We start from the raw sequence: 25,372 nt of genomic DNA, 5'->3' as shown, positions 1-25,372 counted from the left end.
AAAGAAATGGCTTACAATAAAAAAGCAGCCGAAGATTATGCGGCAAAGAATAATATCCCAGCTTTTAAAGGAGTTTTCGCTAATTCTCCGCAGCTGGAAGACATTACGACGAAACAGAAGCGTAAGTTAAAGCCTTCTCTTGAGGACGTTATAAAGTCTTCAGGTCTAAAGAATGGCGGTACGATTTCTTTTCATCATGCCTTTCGCGAAGGCGATAAAGTAGTTTTGCAGGTTGTAAAAAAACTTGCCGAAATGGGCTTTAAAGATCTCACCATTGCTCCCAGTTCGCTGTTGAATTGTCACGATGGACTTCTTGAATTTATTAAATCGGGCGTGATTGCGAAAATCTTTACGTCAGGCCTGCGTGGTGAGTTGGGAGAAGCTATTTCTAAGGGGATCATGAACACACCCGTTCAGATTCATTCTCATGGTGGGCGTGTTCATCTTATTCAAACGGGCGAAATTTCAATTGATGTGGCTTTTCTGGGCGTTGCATCATCAGATGAGTTTGGAAATGCGAATGGAAGTCATGGTGAGCTAAGCTGTGGATCGTTGGGGTATGCAAAGGTTGACGCTGCATACGCACGCTATGTTGCGGTCTTAACACAAGATATAGTGGAATTTCCGAATTATCCAGCAAGCCTCTCTCAAGACCAGGTAGACGCGGTTGTGCAGGTTGACGAAGTAGGAGACCCATCTCTCATCAGTGTTGGCGCAGCTCGGCTTACAAAAAACCCTCGAGATCTGTTGCTGGCACGAATTGCGGCATCTGTCATTGAGAATTCAGGTTATTTCAAAGCAGGATTTTCTCTTCAAACAGGATCCGGTGGTGCTGCAACTGCAACTACCATCTTCTTGGGAGAGAAGATGATTGAAAAGAATATTAAAGCCAGTTTTGCGCTTGGCGGTGTAACGGGTTCTATCGTTGATTTGTTAAAAAAAGGCATGATTGAAGCGATTGCTGATGTACAGTCCTTTGACGTCGACGCAGCTCAGTCATTAAGAGATAACCCAGCTCACACCGAAATTTCCGCGAATGAATATGCAAATCCTTCGTCAAAGGGTGCATACGTCGATCGTATAGATACTGTTTTGCTAAGTGCGCTTGAAGTAGACACCGATTTTAATGTTAACGTGCTAACTGGCTCAGATGGCGTACTACGTGGGGCTTCTGGCGGGCATTGTGACGTTGCTGCAGCTGCAAATTTGACGGTTATTGTTACGCCTCTTCTTCGAGCAAGAATGCCCTGTATTGTTGATTGTGTGAATACGGTGGTCACACCAGGAAAAACTGTCGACGTAGTGGTGACGGATCATGGGATCGCCGTTAATCCGAATAATGTAGATCTCAAAAAACGCCTCGTAGATGCGAGACTTCCTGTTACAACTATTGAGGAGCTTCAGAAAAAAGCTATTCTCCTCGCCGGAAAACCTGATCCTATTCAGTACACAGATAAAGTAGTTGCTGTAGTCCGCTATCGCGATGGAAGTGTGATGGATATCGTTCGTCAGGTTGCGTCGTAAGACGATAGCGCGGAGACCTGATGAAATGACAGAAGGTCCTGAGATTTTTGATTCTATCCTGCGAGCGCGCGAAGAGCGCGCTCGCAGGCAGTTATTTATTTTGAGACGCTTCGAACGCCCGATTATTTCGGTAACGGTTGTTTCTCCAGGGAGTGATAAATGTTCTCCTATCATAATGGAAATATTTTCCGAAGCGCGTAAGAGTATTTGCTCTACTGTTAAAAGTTCGGGCTCACGTGTTTTGCTGGAAGAAGCAAGTGTAAGCTCGTCGGGGCCGGAGGCGATTTTTGTGGTATCGGCTTTGTCTCAAATCGATATCAAGAAAATGACTATGCTATTAGAGGAAACGCATCCTCTCGGCAGGTTGTGGGATCTGGATGTTATCGCACCAGATCAATTTTCCCTTTCTAGAGAAAATTTTGATTTCCCTGCGCGTAGATGTCTTTTGTGTTCCGATATTGCAATGAATTGTGCGAGAAGTAGAAAACACTCCATAGAGGACCTTCGTAGAGAGATGAAGCGGATTTTTTTTCTCTTCGAAAAGGAGAAAAAAAATTGATTACGTCAGAGAAGATATCCCAAATAGCACGATGTGCTTTGCTTAAAGAAATTAATCTTTCGCCTAAGCCAGGGCTGGTCGATCGTTTTGATAACGGTGCCCATTCAGATATGGATCATGCTCTATTTTTAGAGAGCATAGATGCAATAAGTCCTTTTTTTTCGTTATTTTATGAATCCGGCTGTGCGTCGACGTCTTCGAAAGAGGCGCTTAATGATTTGCGTAAAGTCGGCGTGAAATGTGAAAATGCAATGTTTTCCGCGACTAATGGAGTCAATACCCATAAAGGTGGGATTTTCGCTCTTGGTCTTTTATGTGGTGCATCAGGAAGATTAATTTCTAACAATCAGGAATGTACTATAGAAAACGTCTGCATCGAAGTAAGCCGGATCTGCGACGGGTTATTGCACAATGATTTAAGATCGGGAAATGAAAGATGCGCACCCCCTACAGCGGGGCAGCTTATTTATCGACAATACGGCTTCGGTGGTGCACGAGCTGAAGCAGAATCTGGCTTCTTAACCGTTCAACGTTATGCGCTTCCCGCTTATCGCGATGCCTTGTGCGATGGATACTCCGCAGTTGAATCCGAGTTAATTTCGCTTATTTCTTTAATATCAAACAATAATGACACAAATGTTATTTCAAGATCCGGAATATATGGATTGAACTACGCTAAGGTTTTCTCCAAAAAAGCTTTAAATACTTTGCGGGAAAAAGGTTTTGGAAATTTTGAAACAGAGGTTTCTGAGATGAATACTGCATTTATTTCACGGAATATCAGCCCAGGTGGAAGTGCCGACCTTTTGTCCGTGATGTTATTTCTTGTTGATTTCGAGCGTTATTTCTTGAATGGAGAGAGCGTATGTTAGAGATTATTTGCGGAGCTATTTTCCCGATTGTAGTATCGATGATGCTCGGATATCTCGGTGCTTCTATGGGTATGTTTGATCGCGATCAAGCAACTGCGATAAATCGAATGGTACTTAAATTTGCACTTCCAATGGATTTATTTGTTGGAATTTCTAAAATTGATCGTACGCAAATTTTACATTCTGGTAGTTTTGCAGCAATTATTATTTTCTGGATGATTGGCAGCTTTTTTATAACCTATTGGATTTCGCGTTTTGTTTTTAAGCGATCAGTGTCGCTTGCGACACTTCAGGCTTTGGCTATCGGAAATCCGTCGGTCCCATTTGTGGGATCTGCTGTTTTGGGATTTCTTTTCGGTGGGAAAAGTGCGCTTGCCGTTTCTTTGGCGAGCTTAACAATAAATGTTATTCTTATTCCTGTAGTATTTTTTTTACTGTCTAGTGACAATAAGGAGACTATGGGGAATGGCGAGAATTGGGTTTCTCATTTGAAAAATGCGCTAAAACAACCTGTCGTTTTAGCACCACTCTGCGCATTTATCTGGGTTTTATCAGGTATTCCGATTCCAAGATTACTTGATATTTCTTTCATAATGCTTGGAAAGACAACTGGCGGAGCTGCGATGTTCGCAGCTGGCATTTTACTTTGCCTTATGAAACCAATGATCAACAAGATGGTCATTACATCGGTATTTTTCAGAAATATCGCAGCACCTATGGTCGCATGGGGGTTAGCTATTGCTGCACACCTTTCTCCTTTTTACTTAAGGGAAGCAGTATTAACATTTGCTATGCCTTCAGCATCAGTGATAGTGATTTTATCAAATCAAATTAAAAAAGGTGAGAGAGAGGCCGCATCAACCGTATTCTTTTCTACAGTGGTGTCCATATTCACGATGGGAGCACTCATAGCTCTCACATCGTGAATAAATAAAGATTTGGCAATTATTACGATGAAAAAATCTTTTTTCATTTTTTCATTTTTGTCTTTTTTTATTTCAACATCCGTATCGTTCGCCCAGACCAATTCAGGAATATCTGAATTGGTCAATGAATTAAAAAAACAAGATAAAAGAATTAGATATTTAGAAAAAGAAATTATTGAACTGCAAGGGCATTCCTATCAAAAGCAGAAAGTAAAAAATAATTATAATGATCATTCAATATTAGACATTCCATATTATAAGCAGAAGAAGTTTAGGTCTGTTAAAATTTCACATAGAGAAATTAATAATAATTATATAAATTTCCCATTGGTTGCATCTCCTCCAGGAACATTTGGAGCCGTCTCAAATATGCCTTCAAATTCCGGTTCTATTTTGGGTATATCATCACAAATACCAAATAGAACTACTGAGTTTGATGGTTTAGTATTAAAATGGGGAAAAGGTTTACCATCGTTCTCGACGCCTGATGGCAATTATAGCTTCAGAGTTCGTGGTCGAATATTGGCAGATTATGGTGCGTCGTTTTCGAGCCGCTTTCCGCAACAAAATATTTCAAGAACAATACTTCGCGCGGCTAGACTAGGGGTTCAAGGTAGGGCCCGTAATTTATCGTGGGTATTGGAAGGGGATTTTTCTAGCAATACATTGCAACTCATGAGTGCATTTGCAACCTGGACTGACAAAACAGCTGGGTTACTATCAGAATACACAATCGGAAATAAATTTTCTGAACGAGGTTTTGATGGCTCTACGGGGTCGAGTGATACCGTATTTCTTAATAGAGATATTGTTGCCAATCTGTTAGTGCCCATGATGGGTTGGTACGGCTTAGGCGGTGCATATAAGATATATGGTAAAAACTGGCATATTGCGACGCAAATATCTGGCGATCAAGTCAATTCAACAAATAATACTAACAACGTTAGAGATGATTTAACGTATCTTCTGCGTGCTCACTATATACCTTTCAAGGATAAGGTATCGTTAATTCATTTAGGGTTTTGGGGGTTCTACGAAGATTCAAAACCGACACAAAATTTTACCCAGAACGTGAATTTATTAAATTATACGGATAACGCATTTAATTTTCAGGTCGGACCAACAGCTCCTCTTTCTCATTCTTTATCTGGTGGCGTTGAGCTTTTTGGTATTTGGAAATCTTTTTGGGCATTATTCGAGTTTGGCTTACGAAAGTTATCGCTAAGGCGCACGTATTCATCGTATCCAAATTATGCTCTTTGGGCCGGAAAATCTGGCTCCGAAGAGGCCCTTAGTGTTCAAGGAGGCGTTTTTTTGACGGGTGAGACGCCTAATTACTTCGCGCATTCAGGTGTTTGGGCTGCACCAAGAGTTCTCCATCCAGTAACACAAGGCGGATTGGGTGCGTGGGAAGTTTCTCTTCGATATGATCGTGCGAGTGTATCCCGGAGCTTGGGTAGTTCGAATGCATCTACCGTTACATTAGGAGTTAATTGGTATTTTTTGAATTACGCTCGTTTTATGTTTAATTTTACGCATGCTAATGTTTTAAATACACATGGTTTGTATATCGGTTACAATTCCGGTAATACTCTCGGTGGAAGAATGTCTATAACCTTCTAATATCGAAATTTCGGTTGCTGTGGAATACTGAAGATGAGTCTCGAAGAAATCAGCGATTTAAGATTTTTTGTCGACCTGGTAGACGCAGGCGGTATTACAAGCGCGGCACTGAGATTTGGTGTAACACCACCTTCTGTTTCGAGGCGTCTAAGTAAAATAGAAAAAAGACTCGGAATAAAACTTATAGAAAGAAATACACGACATTTTCATTTAAACGATCATGGGCATTATTACTACGAAAAAGGATCATTGATATTATCAGATATTGATGAACTTGATTATAGAATTTCTTCTTCAGACAAAAAAATTGAGGGCTTTTTAAGCATAGGTGCTCCATTAGAGCTTGGATCAAATAAAATAGCGCCATTCGTTGAAAAATTTGTGAAGAAATATCCGAACATCAATGTTAATCTTGCAGTGGCGACTGAAGGCTCATATAATTTCGATGACTATTTAGATATAATTATTCGTATAGGACTTCCAGAGTCTTCAAGCGCAATCGTCACAAAAATTGCATCGACTATTCGTGTGCCATGTGCTTCTCCTGAATATATTAGGATACATGGTGAGCCCAAGTCTCCACAAGAGCTTCAGCAGCATACATGTCTATGTTTGAGACGTTATAAAACCATGGAAGCTATTAATCAGTGGTTGATGGAAAACAATGAAGAATCATTTATCATTAAGGTTGAGCCCAAATTTAGCAGTACGAGTGCAGAGATTATACATAGATGGGCACTTTCCGGTAACGGAATTGCATATAAATTATATTGGGATTTATCGGAGAGCTTACAAACAGGAAAGCTTGTAAGAATACTTCCTAATTATAACGGAGAAATTATATCTTTATATGCTGTATTACCTTCGAAGTCATATGTAAAAAGGAGTGTTCGTATTTTTCTTGATGAGCTAAAATTGTTTGCGAAAGATAATATAGATACTACAATACAAACTATATGATATAGTCTGTACGGTTATAATATAGATAGTTCGAATAGAGGTGGATGGATCGAAAAACTGTTGGTTGATGCGCTCCAAGAAGAGAAAGCGGCGCATGTTGTAGACGATATTGGCGAGCCCGATCCTCATGATGGCCCGGGTGATACCGACAGTTCGGACGAACAGACCCATTTGGAGGGTTCGAAAAACCCTCTGGTTTTGAAACCAGCTCTGTGATTCCATTTGTCCAGTTCTGACTGTGGGAATGGCGCTATGAAGCAGACTGGCTTTTTTGATGTTGAAGAGCGGCTTGCCCGGTTGAGCGGGCTTGGCGATCAGCTCGAAGCATTTTCCCGGACTGTGGATTTTGAGGTGTTCCGCCCTGATCTGGAGCAGGCTTTGGCCTATTCGGACGGCCGTAAAGGCGGGCGTCCGCCATTTGATCCGGTGCTGATGTTCAAGATTCTGGTGATCCAGACGCTGAACAATTTGTCTGATGAGCGGACAGAGTATCTGATCAACGATCGCCTGTCCTTCATGCGTTTCCTTGGTCTGGGACTGTCGAACCGTGTGCCGGACGCCAAAACAATCTGGCTGTTCCGCGAGCGCCTGACGCAGGCTGGTGCGATTGAAAGGCTGTTTGATCGTTTTGATACCACCCTGCGCAACGCCGGATATCTGCCCATGTCAGGCCAGATCTTGGACGCGACATTGGTGGCAGCTCCAAAGCAGCGGAATACAAACGCTGAGAAGGCAGATCTCCGGGCAGGACGGATCCCCGAAGGCTGGAAAGACAAGTCGGCAAAACTGTCCCACAAGGACAGGCATGCGCGCTGGACGCTGAAATTCACGAAAGCAAAACGGCAGGAAGATGGAACCATGCCGTCCATGGACCTCGCCATCCCGTTCTTTGGCTACAAATCGCACATCTCCATCGATCGGAAGTTTCGACTGATCCGGAAATGGAAGACGACAGATGCCGCTGCCAGTGATGGTGCCAGGCTGCGCGAGGGCCTGCTGGATAAAGCCAATACCGCCTCAAGCGTCTGGGCCGATACCGCGTATCGCTCGAAAGCCAACGAAGACTTCATGGAAAAGCAGGGCTTTGTCTCAAAGGTCCACAGGAAAAAGCCGCATCTCAAGCCCATGCCCCGCCACATCCAGCGGTCCAACGCAGGGAAGCGGTGATCCGGTCGCGTGTCGAGCATGTCTTTGCCGATCAGAAATCGCAAACGGCTCTGTTCGTCCGAACCGTGGGTATCACCCGGGCCACCATGAGGATCGGCCTGGCCAATATCGTCTACAACATGCGGCGCTTTCTGTTCCTGAAGAGGTTGAACGCGAGCGCGTAGCTATTCAGCGGGTGCCAATCCTCGATCTGCTCAAAACGCAGATCAAAAGATCTCCCAAAAACCGTCAATCAAATCGCCAAAAGCCTGAAATCAGAACCAAGGCACATCAACCAACGGTTCTTCGATCCCTCCACCTGCGAACAGCCAGTCGTATCCGAGAGGCAGTTCTGGAAAGGCTTTCTCACAGCACAGACGTCGATATTTATGTGATTGTACCTGAAGATCCCCTCTGGCTGAATGGCGTATTGCCCGTCGATCCTGTCGCCGGTTTAGAAGAAGGGTTGATCCGGACCTTCAAGCCAAAGTGGAATCGTCGCGGATGCGGAGCGGAATGACTGAAGTGAACGGCTCCGGGATTGACGGCGACTATTCCTCGCGCGACATGAGCCACGTCCGCTTCGAGGAAGCATGAGGCAGCTCTCCCACGTCTGAGATGAGGGCGAAAGCAGCAGGTCCGCTTACGCCTATATGCCGGACATACAGCCTCCCATTCGCCACGCCCCTAAGCGGACAGTCCGCAATCACCATGAACTGATGCCGTTTCCTCCCGCCCGAGCGCATTCTCCGCTCGGCTGCATACATGCAGCCCTTCTGGAGAACGTGTCATGGAACAAGGCATACGCTTCCCATCACCCACCTTGAAAACCCAAACCCCCTGGAACGCTGGCAAAATGGTCGGCGCCAAACGGGCGCTGAAAGAGAAACACGTCTGGGCCATCCGCTTCTGGCTGGTCCATGAGGGCAGGATCCGTGATCGAGCGCTGTTCGATCTTGCCCTCGACAGTAAACTCCGAGGTTGCGATCTCGTGACGCTGCGCATCGGCGATGTCGTTACCAGCGGTCAGATCCGGAGCCGCGCGATGATCGTGCAACAGAAAACCAGGCGTCCGGTTCAATTCGAAATCACGGAAACGACGCGCGAGAGTGTCCGCGCCTGGCTGGAGCATCGTGGTGGCTCACTCCAGGATTTTGTCTTTCCCAGCCGCCTGAGCGCGAAGGCACATTTGAGCACGCGGCAATATGCCCGTTTGCTGGACGAGTGGGTGGAGGCGGTTGGCTTAATCCCCGGCGAATACGGCACGCATTCCATGCGTCGGACGAAAGTCGCGATGATCTATAAGCGCACAGGTAATCTGCGTGCGGTGCAAATCCTGCTGGGTCACACCAAGCTGGACAGCACGGTTCGATATCCGGGTGTCGATGTTGAAGATGCCCTGGCTTTGTCGGAGGCGACGGACCTGTGACGTCTCCTACGTTTGCCGCTTGCTCCCTCCCTATGTGTACATGCTATGATGACACATAGGGAGGGGCACATGAGCGAACAGCTTTCTGGCAGCCAGAGCAAGCCACTGAAAATCGGCGTAAGAGAATTCCGCGGCAATCTGACCGCCTACCTTCGTCAGGCGCGACAAGGTAGCACGATTCTGGTCACGTCCCATGATGAGATCGTGGCCGAACTGCGCCCACCGTCCCCGTCCTATCGTCCCCGTCGCCAGCCAGGTGCGCTGCGCGGGCGGATCAAGCTGAGTGATGATTTCGATCAGACGCCGCAGGATATGCTCGACAGCATGGATGGGGTCCTGTGAAGGTTCTGCTCGACAGCATGGATGGGGTCCTGTGAAGGTTCTGCTCGACAGCATGGATGGGGTCCTGTGAAGGTTCTGCTCGATACACATGCACTGCTATGGTGGTTGTCAGATTCCGAAAAATTGGGGCCTACATCACGCGAGATCATTGCAGATGGAGGGATCGAAGAACTGTTTGTTGATGCGATTGTCTGATGATTTTAGTTTTTTGGCGCTTTGATTGAGGGTTTCGGGGGTGACTTTCGCTCTGCGTTTTGAGCAGATCGCGGTCCATCGCCAGTGGGAGGACTACGCGCTCGCGTTCAATCTTTCGAGGAAGAGGAAGCGGCGCATGTTGTAGACAATATTGGCAAGGCCGATCCTCATGGTGGCCCGGGTGATACCGACAGTTCGGACGAACAGACCCATTTGCGATTTCTGATCGGCAAAGACATGCTCGACACGAGATCGGACCACCGACTTTCCAGCATTCGATTTCTGGATATGCCGGGGCATAGGTTTGAGATGCGGCTTTTTCCTGTGAACCTTCGAGACAAAGCCCTGCTTGTCCATGAAGTCCTCATTGGCTTTCGAGCGATACGCTGTATCAGCCCAGACGCTTGAGGCCGTATTGGTTTTATCCAGAAGGCCCTCGCGCAGTCTGGCACCATCACTGGCAGCAGCATCCGTTGTCTTCCATTTCCGGATGAACCGGAACTTCCGGTCGATGGAAACATGGGACTTGTAGCCAAAGAACGGAATGGCGAGGTCCGTGGCTGGGATCGTCCCGTCATCCTGCCGCTTCGCTTTGGTAAACTTTAGTGTCCAGCGCGCATGACGGTCCTTATGCGACAGCTTTGCGGGTTTGTCCTGCCAATCTTCAGGAATACGCCCTGCCCGGAGGTCAGCTTTCTCAGCGTTCGTATTGCGCTGCTTTGGGGCGGCTACCAATGTCGCATCCAGGATCTGGCCGGACATTGGCAGATAACCGGCGGTCCGCAGAGTGGCATCAAACCGGTCAAACAGTCTTTCAATAGCTCCCGCCTGGGCCAGACGCTCACGGAACAGCCAGACCGTTTTGGCATCAGGTACCCGGTCCGACAGTCCCAAACCGAGGAAACGCATGAAGGACAGGCGGTCGTTGATCAAATATTCCGTTCGCTCGTCGGACAGATTGTTCAGCGTCTGGATCACCAGAATCTTGAACATCAACACGGGATCAAACGGCGGTCGTCCACCTTTGCTCCCATCTGAATAGGCCAGAGCCTTCTCCAGATCGGGGCGGAACACCTCAAAATCCACAGTCCGGGAAAATGCCTCAAGCTGATCGCCAAGCCCGCTTAACCGGGCCAGCCGCTCTTCAACATCAAAGAAACTCGGCTGCTTCATCTGCCATCATCCCCAATCAACGCAGGAGAGATGGAATCACAGAGGAACCCTCAAATCCAGAAGGTTTTTCGAACCCTCCAGGTCTATAAACCTGATCACGCCAGTCCGAAGAAGCAACCTCGTCGAAACCAACCGAGACCGCATCGTCCGTATAACCCAGAATAGCGGTAACTTGCTGGGTGATCGCATCCGCCAGACGCTGTTTTTGCTGCTCGGATTTACCTGGCCAAAGCTTCACGATGATATGCGGCATTGAGGATTCCTCACCAGGCCTGATTGGCTGGCCCTACTGTAAACTCGTTGATCGTTGTGTCTGCTGGGGCAGAAATCGCAAACGAGACTACGTCGGCAATGCGTTCGGGTGGGATAGCATGCTGATCGTACAGCTTTTGCATGGCTGCAGCCGCCCCGGGATCAGAAATGCCGCCGAGCAATTCAGTTTTCACCGCTGCAGGATAAATCGTGGAGGTACGAATATTGCTACCCTCCATGGCTGACTCCATACGAAGCACCTCCATGAAATCGCGAACGAACCACTTGGTGCCGCCGTAGATCGCGCTGCCAGGGTATGCTTTGAGACCGGCCACTGAGGAAACGGCAATGATCTGACCGTATTTCTGTGCCAGAAAATGAGGCATGGCGGCAGCAACGCCATTCAGAACGCCTTTGATGTTAATGTCGACGGCTGCATTCCATTCGTCTGTCTTCAAGGCGGATACGGGGGCTGTCGGCATCAGACCTGCGTTGAGGAAAATAACATCAAGACGACCGTATTTTTCTTTGGCCATGTTGACCAAAGCCTCATTATCACTCGGCTTCGTTACATCCGTCACGAGGTAGGTCGCTGTGCCGCCCTCGTCTTTGATAGCACTGACAATCTCCTTTAGACGCTCTTCTCTGCGCGCACCCAGGACAACTTTCGCACCCTGCCGTGCCAGAAGCCGCGCCGTCGCTTCGCCAATACCAGCAGATGCACCAGTGATGAGAACAACTTTATCTTTAATCATGATGTGTCACCCGTATAAATATTTGACTTATTGCCCGTATTGGTCGTCAGAGACGTGCTCGAGCCAGTCTACGACTTTCCCATTCTCGACTTCCTGAATCGCGATATGGGTCATGGCCGTCTCTGGAGCGGCGCCATGCCAATTTTTTTCACCTGGTTCGAAGAAAACCACGTCGCCAGGACGGATTTCTTCGACGGGGCCGTCCCATCTCTGTACGCGACCAACGCCTGATGTCACAATAATGGTCTGGCCCAGTGGGTGGGTATGCCAGGCTGTCCGTGCACCCGGTTCAAATGTCACGTTTGCACCCTGAACACGATCGGGAGCGGCGGGGTTGAAAAGCATATCAACCCGGACCGTGCCTGTGAACCAGTCTCCGGGCCCTTTGAAAGACGGCTTGTGACCTACGCGGAAGATTTCCATAAAAATTTCCTGTGTTTCGCTGTCAGGCCGGACGAGGCCTTGTTCCGAACACGATAAGGGATCTTGCTGAACTCGATTAGAGCATATAACGTGCATGAACCTTTGAAATAAGCTCAGCAATGCCACGCGATCATATCAATGAACTGACGGCTTTTCTCGCGGTTGCCAGGGAACGAAGCTTTACGCGAGCCGCTGCCGAGCTCGGTGTCACGCCTTCAGCCTTGAGCCACACGGTGAGAGGACTTGAGGAAAGGCTCGGAGTTCGCCTGCTGTCTAGAACGACCAGAAATGTTGCAACTACCGATGCCGGAGAGCAGCTTCAAAAGCGTGTCGGGCCCCTTCTTGAACAGGTCTCTACCGAACTCGACTCAGTTGCGTCTCTTGGTAGCAAGCCTGCCGGATCAATTCGTATCACATGCACCGATGCGGCCATAGAACTGGTGTTTCGACCTAAACTTCTCGAATTTCTCCAACAATACCCCGACATCAACATCGAATTCAGCATGGATTACGCTTTTGTTGATATCGTTGCAGAACGCTTTGATGCAGGAGTCCGTATCGGGGAAGCCATCGAGAAAGACATGGTCGCGACGCGTGTGGGCCCCGACTGGCGCTTTTGCGTCGTAGGATCACCGGATTATTTTCACCGTCATCTGCCCCCTGCAACGCCTCATGATTTGCGCCGTCATAACTGTATTAATATGCGGATGACGACTGCTGGAGGAAACCTGAAGTGGGAGTTTCGTGAACCGACAGGACGCGAAATCGCATTTCGTGTGGCAGGACAAACAACGTTTAGCAACTCTATGTTGGTCCTCGGTGCTGCTATTGATGGGATTGGGTTGGGCTACGTTCCTTATGATCTGGCAAAGCCCGATATTGAAATGGGACAACTGGTTGAGGTGCTTTCTGAATGGAGCTTAGAGTGTGAAGGCCCCTATCTGTATTATCCCAGCAGGCGATTACACTCACCAGCTTTTGCAGCGTTGGTAGAAGCCATGAGATATCATCTTCCTGTTTCTTAGAAATAATACCGTCATAACTGAGGAACAAATTTTTAAGGGATTTGCGCCATCTTCCATAGCGTGTCGCGTATCCAGCAGTGCGCCTGATCGTCTCCGTAGGATCCATGCCAGATCATGTCGATCCTGACATCTGTGAGTGCTACAGGAGGCGGACTGGTCGTAAGATTGAAGATCTTTGCCAGCATTTGCGCAGGGCGGCTGTGCATGGTCGCTATCACGGGAGCCTGCACGAGCAAAGGAGCAACGCTCATAAATCTTGGCGTTGTCAGGGCAATTGAGCGGCTCAATCCCAGGAGCGCCAAGGCCTTATCAACCACACCATGCTCCCCAGGTCGCAAGCTTGTCAGCAGATGTGGGAATTTAAGAAAATCGTCGAGAGAAAGTGGTGTTTTTAATTTTGTGATATGAGAATTGAAGAGAACCAGATATTCATCCCGCATTAAAAGACGGCTTTTATGGTGGGTTTGTGCACCACTGAAGGGTCCTATACTAATCGCGAGATCGATTTTGTTTTCATCTAGCGTATTGAGGACGGATTCAGGATCAACGTTATGTAGGCGCAGGCGAATTCCTGGAGCCTTTTCCTGAAGGTACGCTAGAAATCGAGGCATCAGAAGCATTTCGATACTGTCTGGGACTGCAATCCTGAAAAGACGTTCAGCTGTGGCTGGATCAAATGGTGTTTCACGCCCTAACAAAGCCTGAAGACTACTGAGGGCCTCTCGCACGGGTAGGCGGAGAGCTTCTGCGCGCGGGGTGCGTCGCATGCCGCCCGCATGTCGTGTCAACAGTTCGTCTCCAAAAAGAGTTCGAAGACGCCCTAAATTATGGCTCATGGCAGATTGGCCGATCCCCATCAGCTTTCCAGCTTTTGTCACACTTCCCGTTTCCAGAAGAGCATCCAGAGCGATCAGAAGATTCAAATCGAGCCCAGCCAAATTGATATGATCGATACCCACCATTGACCTCATTTGTTTGTTTGATCCTGGCTGTTCTCTTATCTTCTGGCAACGGCTCTGGGGCAGATAAGCCAGTCAATCAAAAAGAATCAGGGGAGGGGAAGCATGGCGTTTATATCGCCCGATACGAAGGCTGTTTCCGACGCTCTGTCGACAATCGTGACTGAGATTTCTCATGCCTTACACTCTGTACGTATTGAGAACTGTAAAAGGGCAGCACGCATGATCGCATCTGCGCCGCGCCTGTATTTTGCAGGTGCCGGTCGCAGTGGCATTGGGATGGGAATGAACGCAATGAGGTTCATGCATCTCGGACTGAAGGTCCACATGCTGTCTGAATCAACGGCACCGGCCGTAAGTTACGGAGATGTCGTAATTATTCCGTCAGGATCCGGGAGCACGGACAGTATGCTCGCGATCGCTCGTAAAGTGGTCCGTGCGGAAGCAGATGTGATTGCCCTGACCACAGCAGCGGACAGTCCCTTGAGCCAGATCGCGACTGTCTCGATCATCATAGATGCTGCTGGGAAGCAAAGTTCACATAGAGGATCCACGGTTCAGTACGCCGGGTCGCTGTTCGAACAGGCGGCCATTCTGGTTCTGGACAGCCTCTTTCATGCCATCTGGCAGGCCAACCACCTCGAAAAGGACGTGCTTTGGGCCCGTCACGCAAATTGGGAATAATGTCATGAAACTTCAGATTGCTTTGGATCTTCTGCGCACGCGAGATGCTCTCCTTCTGCTGGGAAAGGTTGCGCCATATGTTGATATTATCGAAATTGGTACACCGCTCGTCAAAGCAGAGGGTTTAGCGGTTCTCAGGGCTATCAAGACTGCTTATCCAGAGAAAGAACTCTTCGCAGATTATAAAACAATGGATGCCGGGGAGCTTGAAGCCACCATGGCGTTTGAAGCGGGGGCTGACTCCGTTGGCGTGCTGGCCCTTGCGAACGATGCTACGATCGCAGGTGCCGTTAAAGCCGGACATACGTATCAAAAACGGGTCGTTGCTGATTTGATTGGTGTGCCTCCACAGAACCGTCTCTCCCGGATTTCCGAACTAAAAGATCTGGGGGTTTCTCACGTCGAACTCCATGCGGGATTGGATGAGCAATCTTTACCTGGGTACAGCATTGTTGATCTGCTCAAGACAATTTCCGGAAGCGTGCTTCCATTCGCCGTAGCGGGTGGGATCAATGCTTCTACAATCGTGACAGTTCGGGATGCAGGTGCCGAAGTTGCTATCGTGGGAGGGGGAATCTATGGCGCGGAGGATCCTCAGGACGCAGCCCGAAGACTGCGCAGTGCCATCAAATGAAGCAATAAAATAATTAAGGAGCTGAACATGAAGTCACGGGCTGCTGTTGCTTTTGAAGCAGGGAAACCGCTTGAAATTGTCGAAATTGATGTTGCGCCTCCCCGTAAAGGAGAGGTGCTCATTCGGATAACGAATACTGGCGTCTGTCATACAGATGCGTTCACCCTGTCAGGCAATGATCCGGAGGGGCTTTTCCCAGTTGTGCTGGGGCACGAGGGCGCTGGCATTGTCGTCGAGGTTGGCGAAGGTGTCACAAGTGTTGCCCCAGGAGATCATGTGATCCCGCTTTACACGGCGGAGTGTGGGAAATGCGAGTTTTGTCTGTCTGGGAAAACCAATCTTTGCATTGCTGTTCGTGCCACTCAGGGCAAAGGTGTGATGCCTGACGGAACAACGCGTTTTTCGTATAATGGTCAGCCTCTGTATCATTATATGGGCTGCTCGACGTTTAGCGAATATACGGTTGTTGCAGAAGTTTCGTTGGCTAAGATCAATCCTGAGGCCAATCCCGAACACGTCTGCCTTTTAGGGTGCGGTGTCACGACGGGTATTGGCGCAGTGCATAATACAGCCAATGTTCAGCCGGGGGATTCCGTTGCGATCTTCGGCCTGGGCGGTATTGGTCTTGCTGCGGTTCAAGGGGCACGGCAGGCGAAAGCAGGGCGCATTATTGCCATTGACACCAATCCGGAAAAATTTGCGTTAGCACGCCAGTTTGGTGCTACAGACTGCTTGAACCCCAAAGATTTTGATCGGCCAATTCATGAGGTGCTGATCGAGATGAGTGGCTGGGGCATCGATCACACATTCGAGTGTATTGGCAATGTCCATGTCATGCGCTCAGCCTTGGAGGCCGCGCATCGTGGATGGGGACAGTCTATTATTATTGGTGTCGCCGGAGCGGGGCAGGAAATCTCGACACGTCCGTTTCAACTGGTTACAGGACGTGTCTGGAAAGGCTCTGCTTTCGGCGGTGTCAAGGGACGTTCCCAGCTTCCGACTATGGTCGAAGACGCTATGAAGGGGGATATTGAACTTGCGCCCTTCGTCACGCACACGATGCATCTGGATCAGATTAACAAGGCTTTTGATCTCATGCATGAAGGAAAATCTATTCGGTCAGTTATTCACTTCCATTGAGGGAATAGGTGGACCCGTCTGTCCGGACAATTTCGGGCTTGAATAAGCTAGAGGGTTCGAAAATCCCTCTGGTTTTGAGTTTATCTGTGTGATTCCATTTCTCCTGAATTGATTGAGGGCGTGGATGATGAAGCAGTCTGGTTTGTTTGATGTTGAAGAGCGGCTTGCCCGGTTGAGCGGGCTTGGTGATCAGCTCGAAGCCTTTTCCCAGATTGTGGATTTTGCAGTGTTCCGTCCTGATCTGGAGGAGGCTCTGGCCTATTCCGATGGAAGCACGGGCGGACGATAGCCTGTCGTCCATGCGCTTCCTTGGGCTGGGGCTTTCAGATCGTGTTCTTGATGCCAAAACGGTCTGGCTGTTCCGTGAGTGCCTGACGCAGATGGGAGCGATCGAGGGTCTGTTCAATCGCTTTGATACAACCCTGCGGAACGCAGGCTCTCTGCCGATGTCAGGCCAGATCCTGGATGCAGCATTGATAGCCGCTCCAAAGCAGCGCAATACGAACACTGAGAACGCCGACCTCCGGGCAGGACGTATCCTCGATGACTGGCAGGACAAGCCGGCAAAGCTGTCGCACAAGGATCGTCATGCGCGCTGGACACTGAAGTTCATGAAGGCGAAGCGGCAGGATGACGGGACGATCCCCACAACGGATCTGGCCACTCCATATCCAGCGGTCCAATGCAGGAAAGTCCGTGATCCGATCCCGCGTCGAGCACGTCTTTGCCGATCAGAAATCACAGACAGGGCTGTTCGTCCGAACTTTCGATATTACCCGGGCCACCATGAGGATCGGGCTCGCCAATATCGTCTACAACATGCGCCGCTTCCTCTTCCTGGAGCCGATCAACGCGAGCGCGTAGTCATCCAGCGGGTAACAGCCCCCAATCTGCTCAAAATGCAGACCGGATGCCATCGCAGAATCAGAACCAAGGCACATCAACAAACGGTTCTTCGATCCCTCCATATGGACAACAGCCCAAAGTATTTCGCGAAAGCCAGATCCGCGAGCTTGAACAACGGATTGAAATCGTTATCGCAGAGGCAGAAGAACTCTCCGCCAAAGCACAGCTTCTCCGTTCCATTCCTGGTATCGGCCCGGTATCAGTCGTCATGCTTCTCGCAGAAATGCCAGAGCTCGGCCGCATGACAGCGACAGAAGCCGCTGCCATGACCGGACTTGCGCCAATGGCTCACGATAGTGGTGCAATGTGCGGAAAACGTGTCATTTCAGGGGAAGGAAGATCTCTCCACCACGTGCTGTTCCAGGCAGGATTAACAGCTGCCTGCCATAATCCTGTTCTGAAAGCTGCCGCCGAACGCATGAAACAGCGGGGTAAACCACATAAACTGATGATCGTCGCTATCGCACGGCGTCTCGTCACAATCGCTATCCTCAAAACCGGAGTGCCATAGCGCATTAGCTCCTCCGCTTAGACACAGTTGCGGGTTTATTTATATCCTTGAAATAATTTCGACAAAATTACACGGTTTGTGATTGCTATCTAGCTGATATTTTAAAATATCATCCCACCCATCTTTGACTGCGCCTGGTGATCCGGGAAGCGCAAATAGTAATTTCCCACGGGACACTCCCGCCATGGATCTAGATTGTATTGTAGAGGTCCCTATCTTTTTATAAGACAACATTCGAAACAGCTCTCCAAAACCGGGAATGTATTTATCTAAAACCAGATCGAATGCTTCCGGAGTGACATCTCGTTTGGTTAATCCAGTTCCTCCTGTGGTAATTATAACATCAACATCCTTATTATCGATCATGATATTGAGCGCGTCAGTAATTCGATTGATATCATCTATTTCAATCGACCTAGCCGCAAGAACGTGCCCTGCCTCCATGACTCTGTCGGCCAAGATCTTACCAGAAATGTCGGTTTCTAAATTCCGGCTATCTGAAATAGTCAGAATGGCAATCCGAACGGGTATAGAGTTGTTCAAGTTATTATCTTTCCACTTTTATTCCGGACGCGACTTTAGCTTCCCCGTCTCAAGTTCATCAGCAAGAGCATCAGCGTGATACACCGTCCTCAATGCAGCCATGATGGCACTTGTATCCGTGGAAACAGCACGATTGCGCTCGATGTCGTAATAAAGATCGCCCGCCAGGCTATCGAGGTTACCGTCAAAAATCAGGCCAACGACATCGCCTTGACGGTTAATAACAGGGGAGCCTGAATTGCCGCCGACAATGTCATTGGTCGACACATAATCAAGCTTCGTAGAGAGGTTTAGATGTGGCTTCGCATCCAACCAGACTTGCGGCAGACGGAACGGATCACTGCCCGTTGCATGTTTGTACATCCCTGCAAAATCCGTGAAGGGTGCAATGACCTTTGCGCCATCCTGGAAGCCTTTAACTGTGCCGTAAGATAGTCGCGGCGAGAACGTGGCATCCGGATAAAGTGTATCTGCCTTTCCTTCTGCCTGAGCACGCGCGAACTGGGCCCGTGCAATCGTACCCTGGGCTTCGTGCATCGGTGCTTCAATCTGGTCACGGCTGCGATTGCGGATCGTGTCCAGAACCGGCTCTAAGTGACGTGCCAGAACGATCATTGGATCTTTGGATGATTCAATGGCCTTGACGCCACCTTTGTAAAGCGCGAGACGCTCTGCGGGATCCGCCAGTTTCGTGCCCTGTATCAGTTCTACGGCGCGCTCATCCGGGCTTTTTTTTCCCAGAATCAGATGGACCGCTGCATCATCCTCACCGAGTATCTGGCGCATGGTCGTCATACCTAACGCCAAAGTCGTAGTTTCCAATTCAGTATGCACCGGCACTTTCGCAGCGATCTCGGTTTCAAGTGCGGCTAATTCCGCATCATGGTAACCGGACCGACGCTCTGTATCTGGCTTCTTTCGTTCATGCGCCGCTGACACCAGCATAACAGCGTCCCCCAGCAGACCATGAACTGTGCGTGTTATGGCAAAATCATGCACATAATACTGACGCTGCACAGCAAGAGCGGCTTCCACTTTTTTGTACGGATCACCATAAGTCTTGCGACGTTCTGCATCTGCGTCAATCCACGCCTGAAGGGCTTGATCTTCCGCCTCGCGCTTTTCTATCACTTCAGGTTCACGCAAAGCCTTTGCTGTACCAGACAGAGATTTCAGTGCGTTCTGAACACCGAAAAGCGTATTTTGTGCGTCAATTAGGTGGGTCTTGCTTTCTCTGGAATACTGCCACAGCGCTCCTTCAAGGGTCGAATAAGCAGCAATAATGGTTGGCAGACTGACATCTCGTTGAAATGCCAATGCGCTGGCCGGAAGGGACCGTTGTGTGCGTCCTGGGTTTCCGGATGTGAAAACCAGATCACCAGCCTTGGGGCCCTTTGGATCGAATTTAAAAAACGGCGTATGAACCGGCTTGCCGTCTTCAAACACCCGCAGCATCGATAGATCAATATCATAACGCGGGAATGTAAAGTTATCGGGATCACCACCAAAGAATGCTATATCCTGATCGGGCGCCATCACGAGACGGATATCCTGATAACGGCGGTAACGATAAAGCGCCGTCTGTCCACCATGATAGAGTGTCACGACATCGCAACGCCAGTGTGAGGCATCACCCAGCGCGCATTCCTTGGTCAGGACACTATTGGCAACCTGCAAAGCTTTGCCATATTCCGCACCATGTTTTCCTGCGGTCATTTCTGCGACACGACCCGTTACATCTTTCACCTGATCCAGACGATCCAGTTCCATCCCCGGACACTGAGGCTCTTTTGAGACCTCTCGAGCCGAGAAACCATCATGGAAATAATCGTGATTTTTGTCAGACAGATCCGTGAGACACGTATTGGCACAATGATGATTTGTCATCACCAAACCATCACCTGATACGAACGAGGCAGAGCAGCCTTCCGCCAAGCGTGCCGAAGACTGAATGACATGGTTAATCCATTCGACAGAGGGTTCAAACCCATATTGCTGCTTCATCTGCCGAATAGGCAAATGATCAAACGTCCACATGCCTTCTTCAGCCTGAGCAGATCCAATAAACGCAGGAATAATTGCAAACAAAATTGATTTTTTTCTCATAAATAAACCCGAATTAAGAACCTTAAAGATACGGAAACATAACTTTACTTGACGTTTTACATTGTAATAATTCCCGTTCCTTGTTTAACGAATTTTAGTATGTTAACTCGCGTCGAAACACTTTATTTTCGGTGGCTATCATTACGTTATAACATCACAAATAACCCGACATCGCAATATTCGTCAAGCATAAGACTAACGTATTCGATCCCGGACTTAAGTTGCGTAGAAATAATCAATAGCCTCTTTGTATATATTGGGATTTCGAAATAGATGTCGGGGCGAAGTCAGAAATGTAGAAATTATTATAAATATTATTCGTATAATCACTTATCCCAATGATATCTAACAACCAAAGAAATCGTGTCGATAAGCTAAAAGACTTGTGCCAAACGAGACTCCGATGCTTTGGCGATTAAATTGATAGCGGATTCCATGTCCAACATTGGTGTTTCTGATCTTCCATATTCCCGGATAGACACGGTGCCTGCCTGTGCTTCCTTCTTCCCGACGATCAGCAACATGGGTACTTTCGCGAGGCTGTGTTCGCGGATTTTGTAAGCGATTTTTTCATTGCGCAAATCGGGCTCTGCTCGGACTCCACGTTGGCGGAGCGCTTTAATCAGATCGACTGCGTAATCGTCTGCAGCGCCGGTGATTGTTGCCACCACGACCTGAATGGGTGCAAGCCAGAAAGGCAGGTGGCCGGCATGGTGTTCAAGGAGAATGCCGATGAAACGTTCAAGCGAACCGAACAGGGCGCGATGCAGCATGACGGGCGGATGTTTTTCTCCATCCGCGCCAATATAATGCGCGTCCAGACGCTGAGGCAGATTGAGATCGACCTGAACGGTACCGCACTGCCAGTCCCGGCCGATTGCATCACGCAGTACGAACTCCAGCTTGGGACCGTAAAAAGCGCCTTCTCCTGGATTGCGTGTGTAGGAGAGGCCTGAAGCTTCGACCCCGCGCTGTAACGCTTCCTCCGAGCGATCCCAGATCTCGTCCGATCCGACACGTTTGTCAGGCCGGTCGGAAAATTTGATACGGACATCTTCAAAACCGAAGTCCTTATAGATCGAAAGCACGAGATGGCAGATCCGCTGCGTCTCGGCCTCCATCTGTTCCGGTGTGCAGAAAATATGTGCGTCATCCTGCGTGAATGCACGTACGCGCATCAGGCCATGCAACGCTCCTGACGGTTCAAAGCGATGGACTTTGCCGAATTCGGCCATCCGCAGGGGCAGGTCGCGATAGCTCTTCAGGCCTTGGCGGAAAACCTGCACACCACCGGGGCAATTCATAGGCTTGAGGGCGTAGGTACGGCCTTCGGTTTCGGTGGTGAACATGCTCTCCCCGAATTTTTCCCAATGGCCAGAGGCCTGCCAGAGCGACAGATCCATGATGTCGGGCGTATTGATCTCCACATAGTTCTCGGCCTTCTGACGTTCGCGCAGATAAGCGAGCAGGGTCTGGAACAGTGTCCAGCCGTTCGGATGCCAGAACACCGCGCCTGGAGCTTCGGCCTGGAAATGGAACAGATCCATCTCGCGGCCGAGACGACGATGATCACGCCGTGCTGCTGCTTCCTGACGCTGCTCCCACGCGGCGAGTTCGTCGGCATCACGACAGGCCGTTCCGTGAATCCTCTGCAGCATTGGATTGCTTCGATCACCTTTCCAATAGGCACCAGCCGTACCGAGAAGTCGAAAGGCGTGTCCGATCTGTCCTGTGCTGACGAGATGTGGCCCTCGGCAGAGATCGACGAAGTCGCCTTGTCGATAAAAGCTCAGGGTGGCATCAGCAGGCAGGGACATGATGATCTCGGCCTTGTAGGGCTGTCCATTCTCCCGGCACCAGGCAAGTGCTCTCTCGCGATCCCACTCCTCCCGGATGATCGGCTCGTCCCGGTCGACGATCTCGTGCATCCGTGCGTCGATCCGAGCGATGTCATCATCGGTGAAAGCGTGCTCAGCGGCGAAATCGTAGAAAAATCCCTGTTCCGTGGCGGGCCCTGTCGCAAGCGCGGTGCCGGGATACAACTCACTGACGGCTTGTGCCAGAACATGGGCCGTGTCGTGACGGATCAGGGAAAGCGCATCGGCGTCCGACCGGAAGACAGGGTCAGCCCGTTGGTCACCAGTTGTGGAGGAAAGATCGCTGATAATGCCGTTCACACGGCAGGCGAGCATATCCTTTGGTGGGTGGGATGAAGGACGGGAAGAGATGGTGGTCGGTAACATGAGAGAGCCTTAACGGAGAAGAGCGGCGAGGGGGCGCGGTTCATTTGGGCGCGCGTGTCGGAAGCTTGTGCTTTTGTTGTGTCGGCAAGAAAGACGGGCAGACGCTGCATCGTGCGCAGACGCCCTGAACTTCGATGACCCGATGCCGGACCTGAAATCCAAGGGTCTCGGCCGCAGCGTCGATCAATTGACAGGATAGCGTATTTTCCACCGCTTGCGCGGCACCACATCGATCGCAGATACAGTAGACGAGGTGAGAGGGATCGTTTGCCCAGATCCGCACGAAGGCATTTCGACTTTCGAGCCGTCCCACTAACCCGCTGGCAATCAGCTTTCCGAGAGCCCGGTAAATTGTAGTCGGAGCAATCCGCGGGCAATTCGAATGACTGACACACCGTAGGATGTCGTAAGCCGAAAGTGGGACGTTTGCCTTCGTCAGCACGTCGAGTACATCATTCCGTAAAGACGTGGTCCGCCTTTTGAAGGCATCGCAACCTTGACGTGCGTCGCGAGACGGCGGCATGACACGCTCTATCATCGGGAAATTGTATCCATCACGAGGACCGGCCCAGGCCTTGCACCGTTTGCGATATTTGCCGGGAGACGATGAAGGCATCCGAGTTTGCCTTCAGCCGCCCCTTTAATGAACACTACTGCGAACGGTGTCAGGGTACTGACAATACCACTCTTTGGATTTTGGCTGCCGCACCACTCTGGTCCAGCGCTTCCATAGGCGCAGATCAGCCGAAGTGCATCGGGGGGCAACTCGAACGCAGTCTCCCCACGGGATGGCGTTATTAGCTGGATGTGCTGCCGGACGCCTCCTGTCAGCGCACCGAACAGTGCGGACAAGTCCCTGACATCAGTCAGGATGAGGGGAGACCAGTCCTGATGTAAAGCCGGGTTTACAAGGGAATCTGCGATTTCCGAAGGTGTGCCGGCGAGAGTGAGAGCAGATGGGGCTTGTGAGCAGTTTGTGAGAGTTCCTTCCCATGTTGCCGGAATCCGGCGCCCCCACACGACCATATCGACATCCGGTCGCTGCAGATCCATCACGACTGTCGCGTGGGCACAGGCGACCACATGCGGTGCAAGACGGCCCAGAGTACTGTTTTCCGGTGGGTCGATTGTTGGCGCGGGCCAGCTCTCAATGAATAGCATGGCGCCGAGACTTTCCTTCGGCGCGCGCGCGGGTGGAGTCATATCCGTCGAGACAGAATGTTGCTGTGAGGGAGGGGGCATGGTTCCCGAGCTTGACGATAGGTGGCGAACGTCTTTATGGTTACGTTATAACATAACATAGTCAATAGCAGATAAACTTCAATGGACACACTGATGGACGTTCCACGGCAAGTGAGAACCCGGCCGACCCGGGCTCAGGCGGAAGAGGCGGTGCGAACCCTGCTCGCCTGGACCGGTGATGATCCTGATCGCGAGGGGCTTGCCGGTACGCCTGACCGCGTGGTGCGGGCCTATGAGGAGTTTTTCGAGGGATATCATGACGACCCGGTCGCTCTTCTGGAGCGGACCTTCGAAGAGAGCGGTAACTACAACGAGATGGTGGTGCTACGCGATATCCGTCTGGAATCCCATTGCGAGCATCATATCATTCCGCTGATCGGTAAGGCGCATGTGGCGTATCTGCCCGACAAGCGGGTAGTTGGCATCAGCAAGCTGGCGCGTCTCGTGGACGTCTTCGCCCATCGTCTACAGATCCAGGAAAAACTGACGGCCCAGATCGCGGATACAATCCAGGGCGTGCTTCAACCGCGTGGCGTCGCGGTCGTGATCGACGCGGCTCACCAGTGCATGACCACACGCGGAGTACATAAGCCAGGCGTGAGTATGGTGACCAGCCGCCTGCTGGGCGAGTTCGAGACGTCGGAATCTCTGCGGCGCCAGTTCTTCACTATGGCGGGAATGGGTGGCGTGTGATGGGCACAACTGTATCTTCTGTGTCCACGGCATTTGGGTCGCGCGTCTCAATTGAGCAGGTCGAGGAGGGGAGCGATCTCGCCCCACGTTTCGACGCCAGCGGACTGCTGACCGTGGTCACAACGGACGCAGAAAGCGGTGATGTCATGATGGTTGGCGTCATGAACGCAGAGGCGCTCGCACGCACTATCGCAACCCGTGAGGCGCATTACTGGAGCCGGAGCCGTCAGTGTCTCTGGCGAAAGGGCGCCACGAGCGGGCTGGTCCAGCATGTCCTCGAAATGCGGATCGACGACGATCAGGACGCGATCTGGCTGCGCGTTCACACTGCGGGCACAGGAGCGAACTGCCATGTGGGTTATCGAAGCTGTTTTTATCGGCGTGTTGATCTCACTTCTGAGGAAGGCCTTCCGTCATCATCGGCAGCACTCCTCTTTTGCGAAACGCACAAAATATTCGATCCGCTCGCCGTCTATGGCGACGCCCCAAACCCGACAAAGCTTTAGA

At 50.1% G+C, this 25,372-nt stretch carries 27 protein-coding genes and 3 pseudogenes; 20 read left to right on the top strand and 10 right to left on the bottom strand.

Features of this window, described 5'->3' with window-relative positions:
- Positions 1 to 6: 6 nt before the first annotated feature.
- The 12 genes and pseudogenes from citF to HKD28_RS16050 all read left to right on the top strand — a co-directional run.
- Positions 7 to 1,524 (top strand): citrate lyase subunit alpha, encoded by a 1,518-nt coding sequence (gene citF, locus HKD28_RS09845; protein WP_077804035.1) that lies wholly within the window; start codon positions 7 to 9, stop codon positions 1,522 to 1,524.
- Positions 1,525 to 1,549: 25 nt separating this feature from the next.
- Positions 1,550 to 2,083: a citrate lyase holo-[acyl-carrier protein] synthase gene (citX, locus tag HKD28_RS09840; protein WP_077804036.1), complete on the top strand. Its 534-nt coding sequence runs from the start codon at positions 1,550 to 1,552 to the stop codon at positions 2,081 to 2,083.
- Positions 2,080 to 2,955 (top strand): triphosphoribosyl-dephospho-CoA synthase CitG, encoded by an 876-nt coding sequence (gene citG / locus HKD28_RS09835; RefSeq protein WP_099287729.1) that lies wholly within the window; start codon positions 2,080 to 2,082, stop codon positions 2,953 to 2,955. The genes citX and citG overlap by 4 nt, the downstream gene beginning before the upstream one ends.
- A complete protein-coding gene (locus tag HKD28_RS09830; protein WP_086649673.1) occupies positions 2,949 to 3,881 on the top strand; it encodes an AEC family transporter in 933 nt (310 codons plus the stop codon). The genes citG and HKD28_RS09830 overlap by 7 nt, the downstream gene beginning before the upstream one ends.
- A gap of 27 nt (positions 3,882 to 3,908) precedes the next feature.
- Complete coding sequence (locus tag HKD28_RS09825) at positions 3,909 to 5,504, top strand: OprO/OprP family phosphate-selective porin (protein ID WP_149026834.1); 1,596 nt, start codon at positions 3,909 to 3,911, stop codon at positions 5,502 to 5,504.
- 33 nt (positions 5,505 to 5,537) lie between these two features.
- Positions 5,538 to 6,464: a LysR family transcriptional regulator gene (locus HKD28_RS09820; protein WP_077804040.1), complete on the top strand. Its 927-nt coding sequence runs from the start codon at positions 5,538 to 5,540 to the stop codon at positions 6,462 to 6,464.
- A gap of 60 nt (positions 6,465 to 6,524) precedes the next feature.
- Positions 6,525 to 6,680 carry a hypothetical protein gene (locus HKD28_RS16055; RefSeq protein WP_174694309.1) on the top strand — a complete coding sequence of 52 codons (156 nt, stop codon included), beginning with the start codon at positions 6,525 to 6,527 and terminating at the stop codon, positions 6,678 to 6,680.
- 36 nt (positions 6,681 to 6,716) lie between these two features.
- Positions 6,717 to 7,795 (top strand): annotated as a pseudogene (locus tag HKD28_RS09815) (IS5 family transposase).
- 11 nt (positions 7,796 to 7,806) lie between these two features.
- Positions 7,807 to 8,130 carry a GIY-YIG nuclease family protein gene (locus HKD28_RS09810; RefSeq protein WP_077804041.1) on the top strand — a complete coding sequence of 108 codons (324 nt, stop codon included), beginning with the start codon at positions 7,807 to 7,809 and terminating at the stop codon, positions 8,128 to 8,130.
- 270 nt (positions 8,131 to 8,400) lie between these two features.
- The gene (locus tag HKD28_RS09805) at positions 8,401 to 9,039 is read left to right on the top strand and encodes a tyrosine-type recombinase/integrase (RefSeq protein ID WP_077804043.1); all 639 of its coding nucleotides are present in this window, start codon (positions 8,401 to 8,403) and stop codon (positions 9,037 to 9,039) included.
- A gap of 45 nt (positions 9,040 to 9,084) precedes the next feature.
- Positions 9,085 to 9,381 carry a type II toxin-antitoxin system Phd/YefM family antitoxin gene (locus HKD28_RS09800; protein ID WP_167369413.1) on the top strand — a complete coding sequence of 99 codons (297 nt, stop codon included), beginning with the start codon at positions 9,085 to 9,087 and terminating at the stop codon, positions 9,379 to 9,381.
- A gap of 66 nt (positions 9,382 to 9,447) precedes the next feature.
- Positions 9,448 to 9,537 (top strand): annotated as a pseudogene (locus HKD28_RS16050) (type II toxin-antitoxin system VapC family toxin); the annotation flags it as partial.
- A gap of 132 nt (positions 9,538 to 9,669) precedes the next feature.
- Here HKD28_RS16050 and HKD28_RS09795 read toward each other — a convergent pair.
- From HKD28_RS09795 to HKD28_RS09780, 4 genes are read right to left on the bottom strand one after another with little or no spacing between them, the layout of a single operon-like run.
- Positions 9,670 to 10,749: an IS5 family transposase gene (locus tag HKD28_RS09795; RefSeq protein ID WP_194268042.1), complete on the bottom strand. Its 1,080-nt coding sequence runs from the start codon at positions 10,747 to 10,749 to the stop codon at positions 9,670 to 9,672.
- A 16-nt stretch (positions 10,750 to 10,765) separates the two neighbouring features.
- Complete coding sequence (locus HKD28_RS09790; protein ID WP_235993403.1) at positions 10,766 to 11,002, bottom strand: tautomerase family protein; 237 nt, start codon at positions 11,000 to 11,002, stop codon at positions 10,766 to 10,768.
- A 10-nt stretch (positions 11,003 to 11,012) separates the two neighbouring features.
- Entirely contained in the window at positions 11,013 to 11,756 is a 744-nt protein-coding gene (locus HKD28_RS09785) for an SDR family oxidoreductase (RefSeq protein WP_194268041.1), read from the bottom strand.
- A 27-nt stretch (positions 11,757 to 11,783) separates the two neighbouring features.
- Positions 11,784 to 12,179, bottom strand: a complete 396-nt coding sequence (locus HKD28_RS09780) for a (R)-mandelonitrile lyase (RefSeq protein ID WP_194268040.1) — start codon at positions 12,177 to 12,179, stop codon at positions 11,784 to 11,786.
- Positions 12,180 to 12,298: 119 nt separating this feature from the next.
- On the opposite strand from HKD28_RS09780, the gene HKD28_RS09775 reads away from it, so the two are divergent.
- Positions 12,299 to 13,204, top strand: coding sequence for a LysR family transcriptional regulator (locus HKD28_RS09775; RefSeq protein ID WP_077804047.1), 906 nt, complete (start codon positions 12,299 to 12,301; stop codon positions 13,202 to 13,204).
- Positions 13,205 to 13,236: 32 nt separating this feature from the next.
- On the opposite strand, the gene HKD28_RS09770 is transcribed toward HKD28_RS09775, so the two are convergent.
- Complete coding sequence (locus tag HKD28_RS09770) at positions 13,237 to 14,166, bottom strand: LysR family transcriptional regulator (protein ID WP_077804231.1); 930 nt, start codon at positions 14,164 to 14,166, stop codon at positions 13,237 to 13,239.
- Positions 14,167 to 14,268: 102 nt separating this feature from the next.
- Between HKD28_RS09770 and hxlB the strand changes: the two genes are divergently transcribed.
- The 5 genes and pseudogenes from hxlB to HKD28_RS09745 all read left to right on the top strand — a co-directional run bounded on the left by hxlB (position 14,269) and on the right by HKD28_RS09745 (position 18,038).
- Entirely contained in the window at positions 14,269 to 14,847 is a 579-nt protein-coding gene (gene hxlB, locus HKD28_RS09765) for a 6-phospho-3-hexuloisomerase (RefSeq protein WP_077804048.1), read from the top strand.
- 4 nt (positions 14,848 to 14,851) lie between these two features.
- Positions 14,852 to 15,481 (top strand): 3-hexulose-6-phosphate synthase, encoded by a 630-nt coding sequence (gene hxlA / locus HKD28_RS09760; protein ID WP_099287725.1) that lies wholly within the window; start codon positions 14,852 to 14,854, stop codon positions 15,479 to 15,481.
- Between the two features lie 27 nt (positions 15,482 to 15,508).
- On the top strand, positions 15,509 to 16,621 hold the full coding sequence (locus HKD28_RS09755) for an S-(hydroxymethyl)glutathione dehydrogenase/class III alcohol dehydrogenase (protein ID WP_077804050.1): 1,113 nt from the start codon (positions 15,509 to 15,511) through the stop codon (positions 16,619 to 16,621).
- 124 nt (positions 16,622 to 16,745) lie between these two features.
- Positions 16,746 to 17,485: pseudogene (locus tag HKD28_RS09750) on the top strand (transposase).
- A 46-nt stretch (positions 17,486 to 17,531) separates the two neighbouring features.
- A complete protein-coding gene (locus HKD28_RS09745; RefSeq protein WP_235993402.1) occupies positions 17,532 to 18,038 on the top strand; it encodes a transposase in 507 nt (168 codons plus the stop codon).
- Between the two features lie 39 nt (positions 18,039 to 18,077).
- Here the strand turns inward: HKD28_RS09745 and moaB are convergent, their stop codons facing one another.
- From moaB to HKD28_RS09720, 5 genes are all read right to left on the bottom strand, one after another.
- Positions 18,078 to 18,581 carry a molybdenum cofactor biosynthesis protein B gene (moaB, locus tag HKD28_RS09740; RefSeq protein ID WP_077804051.1) on the bottom strand — a complete coding sequence of 168 codons (504 nt, stop codon included), beginning with the start codon at positions 18,579 to 18,581 and terminating at the stop codon, positions 18,078 to 18,080.
- Positions 18,582 to 18,599: 18 nt separating this feature from the next.
- Positions 18,600 to 20,687, bottom strand: coding sequence for a S46 family peptidase (locus tag HKD28_RS09735; RefSeq protein ID WP_077804052.1), 2,088 nt, complete (start codon positions 20,685 to 20,687; stop codon positions 18,600 to 18,602).
- Between the two features lie 374 nt (positions 20,688 to 21,061).
- Entirely contained in the window at positions 21,062 to 22,864 is a 1,803-nt protein-coding gene (gene thrS, locus HKD28_RS09730; protein ID WP_371818978.1) for a threonine--tRNA ligase, read from the bottom strand.
- Between the two features lie 106 nt (positions 22,865 to 22,970).
- Positions 22,971 to 23,453, bottom strand: coding sequence for a Fur family transcriptional regulator (locus tag HKD28_RS09725; RefSeq protein ID WP_232309385.1), 483 nt, complete (start codon positions 23,451 to 23,453; stop codon positions 22,971 to 22,973).
- 11 nt (positions 23,454 to 23,464) lie between these two features.
- Entirely contained in the window at positions 23,465 to 24,091 is a 627-nt protein-coding gene (locus tag HKD28_RS09720) for a DUF1826 domain-containing protein (RefSeq protein WP_167369414.1), read from the bottom strand.
- A gap of 174 nt (positions 24,092 to 24,265) precedes the next feature.
- Here HKD28_RS09720 and folE point away from each other — a divergent pair, with 174 nt between their 5' ends.
- Both folE and hisI read left to right on the top strand, forming a co-directional pair.
- Complete coding sequence (gene folE, locus HKD28_RS09715; protein WP_233142725.1) at positions 24,266 to 24,865, top strand: GTP cyclohydrolase I FolE; 600 nt, start codon at positions 24,266 to 24,268, stop codon at positions 24,863 to 24,865.
- Positions 24,865 to 25,371 (top strand): phosphoribosyl-AMP cyclohydrolase, encoded by a 507-nt coding sequence (gene hisI / locus HKD28_RS09710; RefSeq protein ID WP_149026849.1) that lies wholly within the window; start codon positions 24,865 to 24,867, stop codon positions 25,369 to 25,371. The genes folE and hisI overlap by 1 nt, the downstream gene beginning before the upstream one ends.
- The last annotated feature ends 1 nt before the right edge of the window (position 25,372 follow it).

It is taken from the genome of Gluconobacter cadivus, from assembly GCF_015244745.1.
Taxonomy (GTDB): domain Bacteria; phylum Pseudomonadota; class Alphaproteobacteria; order Acetobacterales; family Acetobacteraceae; genus Gluconobacter; species Gluconobacter cadivus.
The sequence above is the reverse complement of the archived record's forward strand: the minus strand, read 5'-3'. Positions and strand labels throughout refer to the sequence as shown.

Bases quoted from the DNA above. Each gene is read 5' to 3' on its own strand.
- citF (WP_077804035.1), top strand. From the start codon at position 7: ATGGCTTACAATAAAAAAGCAGCCGAAGATTATGCGGCAAAGAATAAT.
- citX (WP_077804036.1), top strand. From the start codon at position 1,550: ATGACAGAAGGTCCTGAGATTTTTGATTCTATCCTGCGAGCGCGCGAA.
- HKD28_RS09830 (WP_086649673.1), top strand. From the start codon at position 2,949: ATGTTAGAGATTATTTGCGGAGCTATTTTCCCGATTGTAGTATCGATG.
- HKD28_RS09825 (WP_149026834.1), top strand. From the start codon at position 3,909: ATGAAAAAATCTTTTTTCATTTTTTCATTTTTGTCTTTTTTTATTTCA.
- HKD28_RS09820 (WP_077804040.1), top strand. From the start codon at position 5,538: ATGAGTCTCGAAGAAATCAGCGATTTAAGATTTTTTGTCGACCTGGTA.
- HKD28_RS09805 (WP_077804043.1), top strand. From the start codon at position 8,401: ATGGAACAAGGCATACGCTTCCCATCACCCACCTTGAAAACCCAAACC.
- HKD28_RS09800 (WP_167369413.1), top strand. From the start codon at position 9,085: ATGATGACACATAGGGAGGGGCACATGAGCGAACAGCTTTCTGGCAGC.
- HKD28_RS09795 (WP_194268042.1), bottom strand. From the start codon at position 10,749: ATGAAGCAGCCGAGTTTCTTTGATGTTGAAGAGCGGCTGGCCCGGTTA.
- HKD28_RS09790 (WP_235993403.1), bottom strand. From the start codon at position 11,002: ATGCCGCATATCATCGTGAAGCTTTGGCCAGGTAAATCCGAGCAGCAA.
- HKD28_RS09785 (WP_194268041.1), bottom strand. From the start codon at position 11,756: ATGATTAAAGATAAAGTTGTTCTCATCACTGGTGCATCTGCTGGTATT.
- HKD28_RS09780 (WP_194268040.1), bottom strand. From the start codon at position 12,179: ATGGAAATCTTCCGCGTAGGTCACAAGCCGTCTTTCAAAGGGCCCGGA.
- HKD28_RS09775 (WP_077804047.1), top strand. From the start codon at position 12,299: ATGCCACGCGATCATATCAATGAACTGACGGCTTTTCTCGCGGTTGCC.
- HKD28_RS09770 (WP_077804231.1), bottom strand. From the start codon at position 14,166: ATGGTGGGTATCGATCATATCAATTTGGCTGGGCTCGATTTGAATCTT.
- hxlB (WP_077804048.1), top strand. From the start codon at position 14,269: ATGGCGTTTATATCGCCCGATACGAAGGCTGTTTCCGACGCTCTGTCG.
- hxlA (WP_099287725.1), top strand. From the start codon at position 14,852: ATGAAACTTCAGATTGCTTTGGATCTTCTGCGCACGCGAGATGCTCTC.
- HKD28_RS09755 (WP_077804050.1), top strand. From the start codon at position 15,509: ATGAAGTCACGGGCTGCTGTTGCTTTTGAAGCAGGGAAACCGCTTGAA.
- HKD28_RS09745 (WP_235993402.1), top strand. From the start codon at position 17,532: ATGCCATCGCAGAATCAGAACCAAGGCACATCAACAAACGGTTCTTCG.
- HKD28_RS09735 (WP_077804052.1), bottom strand. From the start codon at position 20,687: ATGAGAAAAAAATCAATTTTGTTTGCAATTATTCCTGCGTTTATTGGA.
- HKD28_RS09725 (WP_232309385.1), bottom strand. From the start codon at position 23,453: ATGCCGCCGTCTCGCGACGCACGTCAAGGTTGCGATGCCTTCAAAAGG.
- HKD28_RS09720 (WP_167369414.1), bottom strand. From the start codon at position 24,091: ATGCTATTCATTGAGAGCTGGCCCGCGCCAACAATCGACCCACCGGAA.
- folE (WP_233142725.1), top strand. From the start codon at position 24,266: ATGGACGTTCCACGGCAAGTGAGAACCCGGCCGACCCGGGCTCAGGCG.
- hisI (WP_149026849.1), top strand. From the start codon at position 24,865: ATGGGCACAACTGTATCTTCTGTGTCCACGGCATTTGGGTCGCGCGTC.